Here is a 15,439-nt window from a genome sequence, read left to right on the forward strand (position 1 = left end):
GCACGGCGGCTGCGGGGGTATCCGGTAAAGCATGACACTCCGCTACAATTGCCCGCTTCTCCTCGCCATTGCCGCGACGCTCGCCCTCGCGTCGTGCAAGGGCGAGGAGCCGAAGCCCGAACCCACCGCGACCGGCGAAACTTCGGACGCGGTCGTCACGCCCGTCACCGCCGAAAGCTGGCTGGCCGTTCATTTCGCGCCGGATGTGCGGGGCGAGACCGACAAGCTGCTCTACGCCAGCGTCGAGACCGATCTGGACGGCGACGGCACCGACGAAGTCGTGGCCTATGTCGGCGGCCCGCTGATGTGCGGCACGGGCGGCTGCAACCTCGTCGTGCTCAAGCGCGACGGCGAAGGCTTTCGCCAGGTGGGAGACCTGTCCGTGGTCCAGCTTCCGGTCGGCGTGCTGACGACGAAGACCAACGGCTGGCGGGATCTTGCCGTCTCGGTATCCGGCGGCGGCAGGCCCGGCGGGATCATGCGCGTGCCATTCGACGGCAAGGCCTATGCCGACAATCCCACGGTGAGCCCGGCCGGTCCGGTCGACACGATCGGCAAAGTGCTGGTCAAGGACGAACCGCTGAAGCCGCTCGATCCGGCGGAATAAGGCGGCGGCAATAGTCCCGTCATCCCGGGCTCGCCCCGGGACCGCTGGCCGTCGTTAGGAGACACCTCTCGGTGAGGCTGCGCGTAAACATCGCCAGCGGTCCCGGGTCGAGCCCGGGATGACGATTGTGCTCAAGCCGCCGCCGCCATCCGCGCGACCGCGCCAAGGCTGTTGGGACCGGCGCTGGTGATCTCGACTTCCAGCAGATCGCCCACCGCCGCATCGGCCTCGAAATGGACCGACTGCAGCCAGGGCGACTTGCCCAGCCACTGCCCCGCATGCTTGCCCTTGCGCTCGACGAGGACCGTGCAGGTCTTGCCGAGGGAAGCCTCGTTGAACGCAAGCTGATGGCGATTGAGCGCGGCCTGAAGGCGCTGCAGGCGTTCGTCCATGACCGCGAGCGGGATCTGGTCCTCCATCGTCGCGGCGGGTGTGCCGGGGCGCGGCGAATACTTGAAGCTGAAGCACTGGGCATAGCCCGCCGCGTCGACCAGTTTCAGCGTGTCCTCGAACTCGGCATCGGTCTCTCCGGGGAAGCCGACGATGAAATCGCCCGAAAGCGCGATGTCGGGCCGGGCGGCGCGGACCTGCTCAAGGATGCGCAGGTAACTCTCGACCGTATGGCTGCGGTTCATGGCCTTGAGCACGCGGTCATTGCCCGCCTGCACCGGCAGATGGAGGAACGGCATCAGCTTTTCGACTTCGCCGTGGGCCGCGATCAGCCCCTGCGTCATGTCGTTCGGGTGGCTGGTAGTATAGCGGATGCGCGCCAGATCGGGGATCGCGGCCAGTTCGCGGATCAGGCCGTCGAGGCCGATCGCCTGCCCCTTCGTATTCTCTCCGGTCCAGGCATTGACGTTCTGGCCGAGCAGGGTGATTTCCCGCGCGCCGGCATCGACCAGACGCTTTGCCTCGTCGATCAGGTCACCGTGCGGGCGCGAGACTTCGGCGCCGCGCGTGTAGGGCACCACGCAGTAGGTGCAGAACTTGTCGCAGCCTTCCTGCACGGTGAGGAAGGCGGTCGGCCCGGAACGGCGACGGCGCGGCAGCGCGTCGAACTTGGTTTCGGCCGGCATGTCGGTATCGGTGACGCGCTTGCCGGCCGCGGCATCGCGGATCATTTCGGGCAGGCGGTGGTAGGCCTGCGGGCCGACGACCATCTTCACCGAAGGCGCGCGCGCCATGATCTCCTCCCCCTCGGCCTGAGCGACGCAGCCGGCGACGGCGATCAGCGGCGAGGTGCCGTCCTCGCGCTTGAGGCGTCCGATGTCGGAATAGACCTTCTCGGCGGCCTTTTCACGAATGTGGCAGGTGTTGAGCACGACAAGATCGGCATCCTCGCCCTCGGCGGCGGGGGCGATGCCCTGTTCGGCGAGGAGTTCGGCCATGCGGTCGCCGTCATAGACGTTCATCTGGCAGCCGAAGCTCTTGACCCGGTAGGTCCTGGGAGTCTGGGTTGGACGCATGGCGCGCCGATACACGCGTTTGGCGCGGTTTTGAAGGGGTGCGTGAGGCCGTCCGCGATGTCAGCTATCGGGGATCGGGTTTTCGTCGATGAAAGGCGGGAAAGTTGGGGGGAGCAGACACTATTCTAAGCGGGCAATCAACGCATCCGTTCCCGCTGCAATGCCGCCGGGGAGGTCTCCTTTTCGGAAGCTCGGAAGCATTTCCCGGTTGATAATTTGTTGGCAGGCTCCATCAGATAATCGCTTCTCCAAGCCATAGCCAACAGCTATTCGGACCTTGCGCTCTTTCGGCGCGATAAGAAGAACCACGCCGTCATTGTAGCCTTTGCGCCCAATTCCCCAGCTGTTCGCCAAGTCCCTCGTGTACTCGGCAACATCGCGTCCACCAAGCGAGGGCACTGTCACGACGACCAGTTGATGCTGCGTTTTCTGCTCCAGCTTCTCTAGCCTGGCGCTCAGGGTAGCCTGCTCTTGGGGCGATAGGATATGAGCCGCATCGGTCACGCGGCCCGCCAAGGGCACGGCCGCCATAGAGGGCGCAGAACTTTCGCTTGCAGTTCCAGTCGCTGGAGCACTGGTCGCCTGCCCGTTCGAGCACGCAAGCGTGAACAGCACTGATACGAAAGCAATTCCTCGATGCAGTCGTCTCATATGCGCATCGTGAGGTTCAGTCATGGGAGCGTCAATGTCCGTTTTGTTGGCGGTTCCGGAAAGTCAGGTTCTGATCTCACCCTTGCCATGTCCGTCACCGCGACTGTTCCCCTTTCCCCGCACTTGGGCTATCCGCGCGCCCATGAATGAGAACCAGACCCTTTACGCCGCCTTCGCGGGCCATCTTTCCGCCGCGCTCGATGCGTTGGAAGCAGCCGGGACGCTGCCGGCCGGGCTCAAGCGCGGCGCAATCACGGTCGAGCCGCCGCGCGATACCTCGCACGGCGATCTGTCGACCAACGCGGCAATGGTGCTGGCCAAGCCCGCCGGGATGAGGCCGCGTGATCTGGCCGAGGCGCTGGTCGCCGAACTGTCGAAGCTGGACGAAGTGACATCGGCCGAGATCGCCGGGCCGGGCTTCATCAACCTGCGCCTCGCCCCCGCCACGTGGCTCGCTGAACTGCGCGCGATCGCGGCGATGGGCGCGGATTACGGCCGCTCCAACATGGGCGGCGGCTCCACGGTCAATGTCGAATATGTCTCCGCCAACCCCACCGGGCCGATGCACATGGGCCATTGCCGGGGCGCGGTCGTCGGCGATGCGCTGGCAACGCTGCTGGAGTTCGCCGGGCACAAGGTCACGCGCGAATACTACGTCAACGATGCCGGCGCGCAGGTCCAGGTGCTCGCCCGTTCGGCGCACATCCGCTACCGCGAGGCGCTGGGCGAGAACGTGGGCGCGATTCCCGAGGGGCTCTATCCCGGCGACTACCTGATCCCGGTGGGCAAGGCCCTCGCCGATGAGTTTGGCGACAGGTACGTGGCCGCTCCCGAATCGGAATGGCTCGACTGCTTCCGCGAACGGGCCGTCGCCGCCATGCTGGTGATGATCCGCGATGACCTCGCGCTTCTGGGCATCACGCATGAGGTGTTCTCGTCCGAGGCCGAGCTGCAGGCATCGGGCAAGCCCGACGAGGCCGAGGCCTGGCTGCGTTCGAAGGATCTCGTCTACGACGGCATTCTCGAAGCCCCCAAGGGCAAGACGCCCGAGGACTGGGAGCCGGTGGAACTGCCGCTGTTCAGGTCGACGCGCTTCGGCGACGATCAGGACCGACCCATAAAGAAGAGCGACGGCACCTGGACCTATTTCGGCGCCGACCTCGCCTATCATTTCCAGAAGGCGCAGGAGGCCGACGCGCTCGTCGACATCTGGGGTGCCGATCACGCCGGCACGGTCAAGCGGATCAAGGCCGCCGTCGCCGCGATGACCGGCGCCGATGGCGAACCCACGCCCTTCGAGGTCAAGCTGGTGCAGATGGTCCAGCTCCTGCGCGATGGTGAGCCGGTGAAGATGTCCAAGCGCGCGGGCACGTTCGTCACGCTCGCCGATGTGGTGAAGGAAGTCGGCAAGGACGTGGTGCGCTTCACCATGCTCACCCGCAAGCCCGAGGCTCAGATGGACTTCGACTTCGCCAAGGTTGTCGAGGCATCGAAGGACAATCCGGTCTTCTACGTCCAGTATGCCCATGCCCGCGTCTGCTCGACCCTGCGCAAGGCGGCGGCCGACGGGTTCGGCCCCTCGCCCGACCACGTCGAGCTGCTGGGCGAGGAGGAGCTGGAACTGGTCAAGCTCGCCGCGCAGTTCCCCCGCGTGGTCGAGGCCGCCGCCGCCGCGCGCGAGGCGCACCGCATCGCTTTTTTCCTGGGCGATCTTGCCGCCGCGTTCCACGGTTACTGGAATCTGGGCAACGATCGCGTGGAAAAGCGGTTTATTAACCATCAGGACGCTACTCTTACGGGTGCAAGGCTTTTCCTGGCCGTCCAGATCGGGCAACTTGTCAGGAACGGACTGGCGCTGCTCGGCGTGGAAGCTGTAGAGGAAATGTAGCGATGGCATTCTCGGACACGGGTCAGGGAGACCGAAACGGGGACACGCAAGGCCCGGACGGCGGCGTGCCGCGCGAGGAGGAGCCCGAAGCCTTCGAAACCGGCGGTTCCGAGAGCGAGTTCGAACAGCCTGGGCAGCTTGACCTTGGCGATGAGGACGTGCGCCTTCCCTGGCTGGAAGGCGAGGATGAGGAATTAGAGGATCGAGGCGGCTCCGGCATGGGGCAGGGCCTCATTCTCGTCGTGCTGGGCCTTGTTGCCATCGGCCTTATCGTCGGCGGCATCTACTGGGCCACGCGCGGCACGCCGGAACGGCAGCTCGTCGCCGACGGCGGCGTGATCACCGCGCCCGAGGAACCCTACAAGGCAAAGCCCGACGACCCCGGCGGCGACGTCGTCGCGGGTACCGGCGATACCAGCTTCGCGGTGGCCGAAGGGCAGACGCGCCTGCCGCAGATCGACCAGAAGGACACCGCGCCCAAGCCGGGATTCGAGCCGATGGACAAGCCGGCCAAGACGCCGCCGCCTGCCGCGAACACCGAAACGCCCGTTTCCGGCGTCGGCGTGCAGGTTGGCGCCTATACGTCGCGCGCGTCGGCGGAAACGGGCTGGAACACGCTCAAGACCCAGTATCCGGACCTTGCGGGCATCGATCACCGCATCGTCGAAGGAAAGGCCGACATTGGCACGGTCTACCGCCTCCAGGCGGTTCCCGGCGATCTCGCTGCGGCGAAGGCGCTGTGCAGCGGGATGAAGGGCGCCGGGCTGAGCTGCCAGGTAAAGAATTGACGTGGTCTATCCACACCCCAGAAGCCCCCGTTTCTTGCGAAGATCGCGGATTTCTGCGACAAAATCGCGATGGTACCTGCTATTTTCGGCCTTTCCGGACTCACTCTCGGGCCGGATGAGCGCGCGTTCTTCAAGGATGCGGACCCGGCGGGCTATATCCTCTTCGGCCGCAACATCGAAAACCGCGAGCAGCTTCGCGCGCTGACCGACGAATTGCGCGCCATCCACGGGCGCGACCGGCTGTTCATCTGTATCGACCAGGAAGGCGGCCGTGTCGCGCGGATGAAGCCGCCGGTCTGGCCGGCCTATCCGCCCGGCGAGGCCTTCGACCGGCTCTACGACATCGCCCCGGCCTCGGCGATCGAAGCGGCACGCGCCAATGCCGAGGCGCTGGGGCTCGACCTTGTCGAAGCCGGGATCACCGTCAACTGCCACCCCTCGCTCGACGTCCGCCAGCCTGGCGCGCATGATGTGATCGGCGACCGCGCGCTCGGCTCGGACCCGATGCGCGTCGCCGCGCTCGGCCGGGCGATCCTCGGCGGGCTGGCGCGGGCCGGCATCGTCGGCTGCATCAAGCATATTCCCGGACATGGACGGGCCGCCGCTGACAGTCACAAGGAACTGCCCACGGTCGAAGCCTGCGAAGAGGAACTGGCGTCCGATCTTCGGCCATTCCAGGCTCTCGCGGATTCGCCAGTCGGCATGACGGCGCATGTGCGCTACACCGCATGGGACAAGGAGAATCCGGGCACGCTCTCACCGTTCGTGGTCGGCGAAGTGATCCGCAAGCGCGTGGGCTTCGCGGGCCTCCTGCTGACCGACGATCTCGATATGGAGGCGCTGTCCGGCACCGTACCCGAGCGCGCCGCGCGGGCCATCGCGGCAGGGTGCGACATCGCCCTCAACTGCTGGGCGAAGATGGACGACATGGTGGGCATCGCCTCGCGCCTGCCGACGATGAGCGATGAGACCGGCTTGCGCCTGCAGCGCGCGCTCACCGCCGTCGGCGACAGCGGGACGGCAGGCGATCATGCGGAACTGATCGCCTTGCGCGATGCGCTTCTGGCGCAGCGGGCGGCCTGAGGCATGGACCTGCTCGCGGACACCGGCTTCACTTCGGACGCGGCCGATCCTGAGTGGGACGGCGTCGCGGCGGCCGAGACGCGCCAGGAAGCGCTCTATCTGGAAATCGAGGGCTGGGAAGGCCCGCTCGACCTGCTGCTGGACCTTGCGAGGCGGCAGAAAGTGGACTTGCGCAAGATCTCGATCCTCGAACTGGTCGACCAGTACCTGACCTATATCGAACAGGCCGGCGCGCTGCGGCTGGAACTGGCGGCGGACTACCTCGTGATGGCAGCCTGGCTCGCCTACCTCAAGTCCGCGCTGCTGCTTCCCAAGGACGAGCAGGAAGACCCGAGCCCCGAGGAACTGGCGCTGCGCCTGCAATTGCGCCTGCAACGCCTCGGCGCCATGCGCGAGGCGGCGGCGCGACTGATGGGGCGCGACCGGCTGGGCCGCGACGTGTTTCCGCGAGGCGCGCCCGAAGGCCTTCGGGTCGAGCGCAGGAACATGTGGCAATGCTCATGGTTTGACCTCATCCGTGCCTATGGCGACGTCAAGGTGCGCAGCGAGCCGGTCGTGCACATGGTGCGCGAACGCATGGTGATGACGCTCGACAGCGCCATTGCGCGGGTTTCCTCGATGCTCGGCATTTCGCTCGACTGGATGGATCTGCGCGATTTTCTGCCGCCGGCGCGCGATTCCTGGGCCAATCCGCAGTTGCGGCGCTCGGCGCTGGCATCGAGCTTCGTTGCCGCGCTGGAACTGGCGCGCACCGGCAAGGCGGAAATCGCGCAGGAGGAAACCTTCGGACCCCTGCGGCTCAAGGCGGTGCGCGCGTGACGCCTGATGAACCGGCGACCCCCGACGCTCTCGTCCGCGCGGTCGAGGCGACGCTGTTCGCGGCCGAAGAGCCGATGACGGCCGAAGCAATCTCCACGCACCTGGGTCAGGCCGAAGTGCGCGGCGCGCTGGCCGAATTGCAGCGCCACTACGAAGGGCGCGGCATCCGCCTGGTCGAGCGCGGCAGGCACTGGCACTTCGAGACCGCGCCCGATCTTGCCCACCTGCTGCGCCGCGAGAAGGAGGAACTGCGGCGGCTCTCTCGCGCCGCGACGGAAGTGCTGGCGATCGTCGCCTATCATGAGCCGGTGAGCCGCGCCGAAATAGAATCGATCCGCGGTGTGCAGACGGCCAAGGGTACGCTCGACGTGCTGATGGAGGCCGGCTGGGTGCGCGTGGCCGGCCGGCGCGAGGTGCCGGGACGCCCGGTCATCTATGCCACAACGCCCGACTTCCTCGCGCACTTCGGCCTGAAATCGCTGAAGGAACTGCCCGGCATAGATGAATTGCGCGCGGCCGGGCTGCTCGATCCTGTGGATGACGACATGATCGAGGCGGCGCTCGGCGGCGGGGAAAGTGCGGACGAAGGCGAAGATGACGAGACCTTGACTGAACCGGGTCAGAACAATGACGGGGTGGCAAGTTCGGGGGAAAGTGCCTAGATGAGCCTCGTGGCGGTTGGAATCGACCGCACGATTGGAGTTGAAGTTTATGGGTAGCTTTTCGATCTGGCACTGGCTTATCGTGCTCGTGATCGTACTGGTGCTGTTCGGCCGAGGTCGCGTTTCCGAAATCATGGGAGACTTCGGCAAGGGCATCAAGAGCTTCAAGCAAGGCATGAACGACGAGAAGGCGGAAGATTCGGAGAAGTCGTCGAACCCGCCGGCGCAGATTGCCTCGAAGCCCGCTGATGCCCCCGTCTCGCAGAAAGCGAGCGAGAACAAGACCGAACAGCCGTAAACCGGCAAAGGAAGCCGCAGAGCGATGTTCGACATCGGCGCATCCGAACTGCTGATGGTCATCATTGTGGCAGTCGTCGTCATCGGCCCCAAGGACATGCCGATGGCGATGCGGACGGCTGGGCGCTGGATCGGCAAAATGCGCAAGGTTTCCGGTCACTTCCGGGCTGGCCTCGACGCCATGGTGCGTGAGGCCGAACTGGAGGAGATGGAAAAGAAGTGGCGTGAACAGAACGAGGCAATCATGAACGCGGCGCCGCAGCTGCCAAGTGCCGAGGAGATGCAGGCGCCCATAGCATCGCGCTCCACGGACACGCCTTCCGCCGCGCCGGCGTCACCGGACGCGCAGGAAGGCGAAGCCCAGCACGAGACGAAGGACGACAGCCGGCAGGCCGAACTCAACCTTCCTCCTCCGCCGCCCTGATCGGCCCTGAACGATGGCATTTCGCGTTTCCGACATCGACGAGACCCAGGCCCCACTGCTCGATCACCTGATCGAACTGCGCACCCGGTTGCTGCGCGCCTTCCTGGCTTTCGCGGTGGCCTTCGGCGTATGCTTCTATTTCGCCGGCGATGTCTTCAGCTTTCTGGTGCGTCCGCTGACCCAGGCCTTCCCTGAAGGTGAAGGCAGGCTGATCTATACCAAGCTCTACGAAGCCTTCTTCGTCGAAGTGAAGGTTGCACTTTTCGCGGCCTTCTTCGTGAGCTTCCCGGTGATCGCCAACCAGCTCTGGGCTTTCGTGGCCCCCGGACTCTACGTGAAGGAGAAGAAGGCGTTTCTGCCCTTCCTGATCGCGACCCCGGTGCTGTTCACGCTGGGCGCGGCCATGGCCTATTACGTCGTCATGCCTACCGCATTCCATTTCTTCCTGGGGTTCCAGGGGAGCACCGGCGGCCTCAAGCTGGAGGCGCTGCCGGGGACCGGCGACTACCTTTCGCTCGTCATGCAGTTTATCCTCGCCTTCGGGATCAGTTTCCTGCTGCCGGTGCTGCTGATGCTGCTCAACCGCGCCGGGATCATCACCCGCGCGCAAACCGTATCGGCGCGGCGCTATGCCATTGTTGGCATCTTCGTGGTTGCCGCCATCGCGACGCCGCCGGATGTCATCTCGCAGCTTCTGCTGGCGATCCCGCTCATGCTGCTGTTCGAAGGAACGCTGGTCCTGATGTGGCTGGCCGAAAAGCGCGACGCGCGGGAAAAGGCGGAAGCGGAGGAGGCGGAATCCCCCGCCGAGCAGGGCCTTTGAGACGCTGTTTGTGATTCGCGTGGGGCCGCGAAGGCGCAGGGGGACTTCCGTCATCCATCCCCCGTCATCCCGGACTTGCTCCGGTACCGGTGGCAGTGTTTACCTGCGACCTTGCCGTGCCAGCGCACACGGCCTCACGAACGAGAGGTCGTGCCGAACGACAGCCACCGGTCCCGGATCAAGTCCGGGATGACGCGGGTTTTCTGCCTCTGTCTCCCCGCCCCTCGCACGAACCTCGCTTACCGCCCTTCGCCCGCCTTTTTCTCCGGAACGAGCCGGTCCTTGGCCGCAGACCACGCGAGCTTGCCGCCGATCCAGGTTTCCAGCACTTTCAGCGCGCGAAGCTGATCACGGCCAGCCAGCATCGGATCGGTGTCGACGAACAGGAAATCGGCATCGTAGCCCTTGGCGATGCGCCCCAGCCGGTCCTCGGCGAACATGGCGTAGGCGGCCCCGGTGGTATAGGCGCCTAGCGCCGCCTCTCGGGTGAGCACTTCCTGCGGTTGCCAGCCCATGGGGGGCTGGTTGTCCGCGCCCTGCCGGCTGATGGCGACGGCGATGCCCTCGAAGGGACGGGGCGGCTCCACGGGGGTGTCCGACCCGAAAGCCAGGGGCGCGCCGGTCGCGGCGATGGACTTCCAGGCATAAGCGCCCGTCAACCGGTCCGACCCAAGCCGCGCTTCGGCCATGGTCCGGCCCGAGGCCTGATGCTGCGGCTGCATCGAGGCGATGATCCCGTGCTCGCCAAAGCGGGAGAGGTCCGTGGGATCGACGATCTGTGCATGCTCGATACGCCAGCGGCGGTCGCCTTTGTAAGTGGCGGATAGCTCGTCGACGGAATCGAGCGCGGCGGCGGCGGCCGCATCGCCGATGGCATGAACCGCGACCTGGAAATTATCGATCGCCGCGCGGCTCATCAGGTTACCGAGCTGGGTTTCGCTCATGCGCGGCAGGCCCTTCTTGCCCGGCGCGTCGGCGTAAGGCGCCTTGAGCCAGGCCCCGCGCGAGCCCAGCGCGCCATCGACGACGAGCTTGACCCCGTTCATCCTCAATCGGTCTTCGTATAGCCACGGAGTCGGACGGGGGCCGCCGATCAGCGCCATGTTTTCGATGCCGTCGGCATAGGCGACGATGCGGATGCGCAGGCGCCCAAGGTCGGCGGCGCGACGGAAGGCCTGCCAGTCCTCGATCGTCGTGCCCATGTCGGCGACGGCCGTGACGCCCTGTGCCAGCAGCGCGAGCTGTGCTTCGGCCAGCGCGGTATCGCGGTCCTCGGGGCGCGGTTTCGGCACTCTCGCCTCGACCAGCGCAGTGGCCGTATCGACCAGCACGCCCGCCGGTGCCTTGCCGCTTCCAACGCGCAGGATCGCGCCGCCGCGCGGGTCCGGGGTATTTGCGGAGATGCCCGCCGCCGTCAGCGCCGCGCTGTTGGCCCAGCCCGCGTGGCCGTCGACCCGCGTGAGCCATGCCGGCTTGCCGCCAGTCACGCGGTCGAGTTCGGCGGAAGTCGGCATCCGATCGAGGCCCCAGGCGGCCTGATTCCAGCCGGTGCCGAGAATCCAGGGCGCCTCGGGATGCGCCGCGGCCCACGCGGCTACGCGCGAAAGCGCTTCATCGAGAGATTTCGCGCCCGAAAGGTCCAGCGTCATCTTCGCGAAGCCGGTGGCCATGACATGACCGTGGGCGTCGATCATGCCCGGCACTACCACGCGGTGCTTGCCGTCGACCTGGTAATCGATCTTCTTCGGCCGCTTGTCGCCGCGCCGATAGACTTCGGCAATGCGGCCGTCGTCGCCGATCAGGAACCCTTCGAAGCGCTCGATCCCGCCCTTGCCGTCGGGCGTGATGCCTTCGACATTGTCGACGAGCACGTCCGCATGGGCAGGAGCGGCGACCAGCAGCGCGAGCGCTGCCGCGACGAGATGCTTCACTTGCCGCCCTTCCTCGGCAGCCGCTTGAGGATGGCGCTGGTATCGAGCCGGCCGCCGCCCATGGCCTGCACTTCGGCAAAGAACTGGTCGATCAGCGCGGCGACGGGCAGCGATACGCCGAGCCCGCGCCCCTCCTCGAGACTGAGGCCAAGGTCTTTGCGCATCCAGTCGATCGCGAAACCGAAATCGAAGCGGTCCTCGTTCATCGACTTCCAGCGGTTGTCCATCTGCCAGGACTGCGCCGCCCCGCCCGATATCGCCTCGTAGACCTTGTCCATGTCGAGGTGCGATGCCTGGGCGAAGCGTACCGCCTCGGCCAGCGCCGCGACATTGCCGGCGATGCAGATCTGGTTGGCCATCTTGGCGATTTGGCCCGAACCCGATTTACCGACATGGACGATACGGCTTGAGTAGGCTTCCATCACCGGGCGCGCCGCCTCGACCGCGTCCTTTCGCCCGCCACACATCAGCGTGAGCGTGCCTTTTTCGGCGCCGATCTGCGAACCCGTCATCGGCGCGTCGATGCAATGAACCTGCAGATCCCGCGCTTCGACGGAGATCTGCCGGGCAATGCGCGCCGAAACAGTGGTGTGGTCGATGAAGACCCCGCCCTTCTTGAGCATGCGGAAGACGCCGTTGGGGCCCAGAACGACGTCGGCAAGGTCATCGTCATTGCCGACGCAGGTGATCACCACATCGGCGTCCTGTGCCGCATGCGCCGGATTGGCGGCTATGCGGTGCGCGAGTCCGGGATTGTCCTCTTCCCATCTCCGCGTGCGTTCGGGAGAACGGTTGTAGATGGTGAGTATGTGGCCGGCCTTGGCGATGTGCCGCGCGATCGCGCCGCCCATCACGCCCAGCCCGATAAAGGAAACCTTGCGTCGTTCGGTCATGGCGCAAGCTTTTAGCGAGCCACCGTGGCGCTAGCAATCAAACCCCGCGCTTTCATTTTGGCGCGGTTTCCTTTACCCGCGCCTGCCTATGGACAAGCCAGCGCAAAAGACCGCCGCCGGGGCCGAAGAAGCCCTACTTACTGCCGATGACGTTCGTGCGGCGGCGCAGCGCATTTCGGGCAAGGTCGTGCGCACACCGACGATGCACTCGACGACCCTGAGCGCCATCACCGGTGCGCAAATCTGGCTCAAGTTCGAAAATCTTCAGTTCACGGCCGCCTACAAGGAGCGCGGCGCGCTCAACGCGCTGCTGCTGCTGTCCGACGAACAGAGGGAGCGCGGCGTGATCGCGGCCTCGGCAGGCAACCACGCGCAGGGCCTTTCCTACCACGGCACCCGGCTCGGCGTGCCGGTGACGATCGTGATGCCCCGGACGACGCCGATGGTGAAAGTCATGCAGACCGAGAGCGTCGGCGGCAAGGTCGTGCTCGAGGGAGAGAGCTTCGACGAGGCCTATACCCATGCGCGCAGGCTCGAGGCCGACCTAGGCCTGACTTTCATCCACCCCTTCGACGATCCGCATGTCGCGGCGGGCCAGGGCACCGTCGCGCTCGAAATGCTGGAGGACGTGCCGCAGCTCGATTGCCTGGTATTGCCGATCGGCGGAGGCGGTCTTGCGTCGGGCATGGGCACCGTCGCCCGCGACATCAACCCGGACATCGGCCTGGTCGGCGTGGAGGCGCAGCTCTATCCCTCGATGTACAACCTGCTCAAGGGCACCAGCCTTCCCATCGGCGGCGATACGCTGGCCGAGGGCATCGCGGTTTTCTCACCGGGTACTTTCACCTCGAAAGTGCTGCGCGGCCTGCTCGACGATTTCCTGCTGGTCAGCGAGGCGCGCATCGAAGGCGCGCTTGCACTGCTGCTGCAGATCGAGAAAACGCTGGTCGAAGGTGCCGGGGCGACCGGCCTTGCCGCCGTCATGGACAACCGCGAGCTGTTCGCCGGCAGGAACGTCGGCATCGTGCTCTCGGGCGGCAATATCGACACGCGCCTGCTGGCCAACGTGCTGCTGCGCGACCTCGCCCGTTCGGGCCGCCTCGCGCGTCTCAAGATCGGGCTGCAGGACCGCGCCGGCGCTCTCTTCAAGGTGTCCAAGGTGTTCCACGAGCACAACGTGAACATCATCGAGGTCTGGCACCAGCGCATCTTCACCCACCTGCCCGCCAAGGGCCTCGTCACCGAGATCGAATGCGAGGCGCGCGACAAGGAGCAACTCGCCTCGCTCGTCGCCGCGCTGCGCCGCGAGGGGTACGAGGTCAAGCAGGTCGAGACCGACTGAAGGCCCTCGCCGCGCGGCGACTTGCGGGTGCCTCCGTGAACGGCCTTCCCCGTTCGGCGGCGCGCTGTCCCGTTGCCTTGCTAACGCCTTGATCCGCCTGCGGCCCGTTCCGGGACAGAATGGCCCCACAGGAGCATTTTGTTACGGTCGGAACGGGAGAAAGCGTAAATTTGTTGTTAAAACGCTTTCAACGTCCGCTCCGGGCATGCATATTCGAAAGGCGACAACGACAGACCCACTGCCGCAAGAGAAGAGGAAGATACGCGCCCGTGACGGCACCGGTTCGATTTCCAAGGTTTTTCGTGACGAGCCCTGCGCCGTGCCCGTATCTTCCGGGCCGCAGCGAGCGCAAGGTGTTCACGGAACTCAAAGGACCGCACGCGGATTCGCTCAACGATGCGCTGGGCCGCATCGGCTTCCGCCGCAGCCAGACCGTCGCCTACCGCCCTTCCTGCCTTGACTGCAACGCCTGCGTCTCGGTGCGCGTGGTGGCAAGCGAGTTCGCGCCCTCCGGCACGCAGAAGCGCATCCTCAAACGCAACGCCGACCTCGTCGCCACCGTCTGCCGCCCCTGGTCCACCAGCGAGCAGTTCGAACTGCTGCAGAAGTATCTCGCCGTGCGCCATCCCGAAGGCGGGATGACCGCGATGGACGAAGTGGACTTTGCCGACATGGTCGAGCACACCCCCGTCACCAGCTATGTCATCGAATATCGCGAGCCTTCGCGTGACGGCGTCACGCCGGGCCGGCTCGTCGGGGCCTGCCTGACCGACCGCCATTGCGACGGGCTGTCGATGATCTACAGCTTCTACGACCCGTACCACGAGGCGCGCGCGGGGCTGGGTACCTACATCATTCTCGACCACATCGATCGTGCGCAGGAAATGGGCTTGCCCTATATTTACCTCGGTTACTGGGTCGAGGGATCACCCCGCATGCAATACAAGGTTCGCTTCCGGCCGATGGAACGACTGGTGCGCTCAGGCTGGGAGCGTTTCACGGCGGAGGAGCAGGACCGGCTGATTGCCGCCGTCGTGAAGAACCCCGCGGGGCGGGGTGCCGCCGACAAGGGCGGGCGCAAGGACGGCGTTCCCTCGATCGCGAACTGATCCTGCGTTGGAGCGGGCACGCTCACGCTGAACGGCTACCAGCTGTTTTTCACCCGGATAGGTAAAGCGCCGCCTCTTCGTCCCGCCGCTTCCTGAGGCCGCCCATCGCCCTGCCGTCGTTATGGATCCACTTCGCGAACTCCTTGGCCGCCATTGCGAACTGGCCCTGCCGGTGGAGCCGCGTCAGCGTCGCGCTGCGGATCGCGCCGGTGTTGTAGTGGAAGGAAACCAGCGCATCGAACTGGCCTTGCGTCGTCGGCGCGGGGCCGAGCGCGTCGGCGACTTCGGCGGCGTAGCGGGCAACCGTTTCGTCGAAATCGGCATCGCACTGCGCCTGGGTCCATATCGTGCCGGGGCCGATGTCGGGACCGGTGGATCCCCAGCCGATGGTCCAGGGCCTGCCGTCCTTGCTGCCCGGATCGGGGTAGGCTTCGAGCAGGCCGTCGCTCCGCTTCCGGGCGCAGCCCTCCCATTTCCTGATGAGCGCCCGCCCCCGCTCTCCCAATGAGTGTCTCGTCGCGGCGCGGACATTCTGGTCCAGCGCCAGATCGATGGCGGCATCGAGACGCGCGACTTCATCGCGGGTGAAGGCGCGGCCCAGCAGGCCGCGCACGGCATCGAAGATCGGTTTGCGATTCATGGGATGACCTCCCCGG

The 15,439-nt window shown here is 65.9% G+C and carries 16 protein-coding genes; 11 read left to right on the forward strand and 5 right to left on the reverse strand.

Annotated features, from left to right (window positions below):
• The first annotated feature begins 31 nt into the window (after nt 1-31).
• Nucleotides 32-607, forward strand: coding sequence for a COG3650 family protein (locus tag IEX32_RS06600; protein ID WP_188769708.1), 576 nt, complete (start codon nt 32-34; stop codon nt 605-607).
• 131 nt (nt 608-738) lie between these two features.
• Here the strand turns inward: IEX32_RS06600 and miaB are convergent, their stop codons facing one another.
• Nucleotides 739-2,073 carry a tRNA (N6-isopentenyl adenosine(37)-C2)-methylthiotransferase MiaB gene (miaB, locus tag IEX32_RS06605; RefSeq protein WP_188769710.1) on the reverse strand — a complete coding sequence of 445 codons (1,335 nt, stop codon included), beginning with the start codon at nt 2,071-2,073 and terminating at the stop codon, nt 739-741.
• A gap of 120 nt (nt 2,074-2,193) precedes the next feature.
• Nucleotides 2,194-2,748, reverse strand: coding sequence for a TPM domain-containing protein (locus IEX32_RS06610; protein WP_229736196.1), 555 nt, complete (start codon nt 2,746-2,748; stop codon nt 2,194-2,196).
• Nucleotides 2,749-2,866: 118 nt separating this feature from the next.
• Between IEX32_RS06610 and argS the strand changes: the two genes are divergently transcribed.
• The 8 genes from argS to tatC all read left to right on the forward strand — a co-directional run bounded on the left by argS (nt 2,867) and on the right by tatC (nt 9,508).
• Nucleotides 2,867-4,612, forward strand: a complete 1,746-nt coding sequence (argS, locus tag IEX32_RS06615) for an arginine--tRNA ligase (RefSeq protein WP_188769712.1) — start codon at nt 2,867-2,869, stop codon at nt 4,610-4,612.
• A 2-nt stretch (nt 4,613-4,614) separates the two neighbouring features.
• Entirely contained in the window at nt 4,615-5,400 is a 786-nt protein-coding gene (locus IEX32_RS06620) for an SPOR domain-containing protein (protein WP_188769714.1), read from the forward strand.
• Nucleotides 5,401-5,469: 69 nt separating this feature from the next.
• Nucleotides 5,470-6,483 (forward strand): beta-N-acetylhexosaminidase, encoded by a 1,014-nt coding sequence (gene nagZ / locus IEX32_RS06625; protein WP_188769716.1) that lies wholly within the window; start codon nt 5,470-5,472, stop codon nt 6,481-6,483.
• A 3-nt stretch (nt 6,484-6,486) separates the two neighbouring features.
• Complete coding sequence (locus IEX32_RS06630) at nt 6,487-7,302, forward strand: segregation and condensation protein A (RefSeq protein ID WP_188769718.1); 816 nt, start codon at nt 6,487-6,489, stop codon at nt 7,300-7,302.
• Nucleotides 7,299-7,964, forward strand: a complete 666-nt coding sequence (gene scpB, locus IEX32_RS06635; RefSeq protein WP_188769720.1) for an SMC-Scp complex subunit ScpB — start codon at nt 7,299-7,301, stop codon at nt 7,962-7,964. Before IEX32_RS06630 ends, scpB begins: the two co-directional genes overlap by 4 nt.
• Before the next feature lie 49 nt (nt 7,965-8,013).
• Complete coding sequence (locus IEX32_RS06640) at nt 8,014-8,262, forward strand: twin-arginine translocase TatA/TatE family subunit (RefSeq protein WP_188769722.1); 249 nt, start codon at nt 8,014-8,016, stop codon at nt 8,260-8,262.
• Between the two features lie 24 nt (nt 8,263-8,286).
• Entirely contained in the window at nt 8,287-8,685 is a 399-nt protein-coding gene (gene tatB, locus IEX32_RS06645; RefSeq protein ID WP_188769723.1) for a Sec-independent protein translocase protein TatB, read from the forward strand.
• 13 nt (nt 8,686-8,698) lie between these two features.
• Entirely contained in the window at nt 8,699-9,508 is an 810-nt protein-coding gene (tatC, locus tag IEX32_RS06650) for a twin-arginine translocase subunit TatC (protein WP_188769725.1), read from the forward strand.
• Nucleotides 9,509-9,747: 239 nt separating this feature from the next.
• Here the strand turns inward: tatC and IEX32_RS06655 are convergent, their stop codons facing one another.
• Together IEX32_RS06655 and IEX32_RS06660 are read right to left on the reverse strand one after the other, a co-directional pair.
• Complete coding sequence (locus tag IEX32_RS06655) at nt 9,748-11,439, reverse strand: amidohydrolase (RefSeq protein WP_188769727.1); 1,692 nt, start codon at nt 11,437-11,439, stop codon at nt 9,748-9,750.
• Nucleotides 11,436-12,332, reverse strand: a complete 897-nt coding sequence (locus IEX32_RS06660) for an NAD(P)-dependent oxidoreductase (RefSeq protein ID WP_188769729.1) — start codon at nt 12,330-12,332, stop codon at nt 11,436-11,438. Before IEX32_RS06660 ends, IEX32_RS06655 begins: the two co-directional genes overlap by 4 nt.
• Nucleotides 12,333-12,420: 88 nt before the next feature.
• On the opposite strand from IEX32_RS06660, the gene IEX32_RS06665 reads away from it, so the two are divergent.
• A complete protein-coding gene (locus IEX32_RS06665; protein ID WP_188769731.1) occupies nt 12,421-13,674 on the forward strand; it encodes a threonine ammonia-lyase in 1,254 nt (417 codons plus the stop codon).
• Nucleotides 13,675-13,943: 269 nt separating this feature from the next.
• Nucleotides 13,944-14,783: an arginyltransferase gene (locus IEX32_RS06670; RefSeq protein ID WP_188769733.1), complete on the forward strand. Its 840-nt coding sequence runs from the start codon at nt 13,944-13,946 to the stop codon at nt 14,781-14,783.
• A 49-nt stretch (nt 14,784-14,832) separates the two neighbouring features.
• Here the strand turns inward: IEX32_RS06670 and IEX32_RS06675 are convergent, their stop codons facing one another.
• Nucleotides 14,833-15,423: a lysozyme gene (locus IEX32_RS06675; RefSeq protein WP_188769735.1), complete on the reverse strand. Its 591-nt coding sequence runs from the start codon at nt 15,421-15,423 to the stop codon at nt 14,833-14,835.
• Nucleotides 15,424-15,439: the final 16 nt, after the last annotated feature.

It is taken from the genome of Novosphingobium endophyticum (assembly GCF_014640675.1).
Lineage (GTDB): Bacteria > Pseudomonadota > Alphaproteobacteria > Sphingomonadales > Sphingomonadaceae > Novosphingobium > Novosphingobium endophyticum.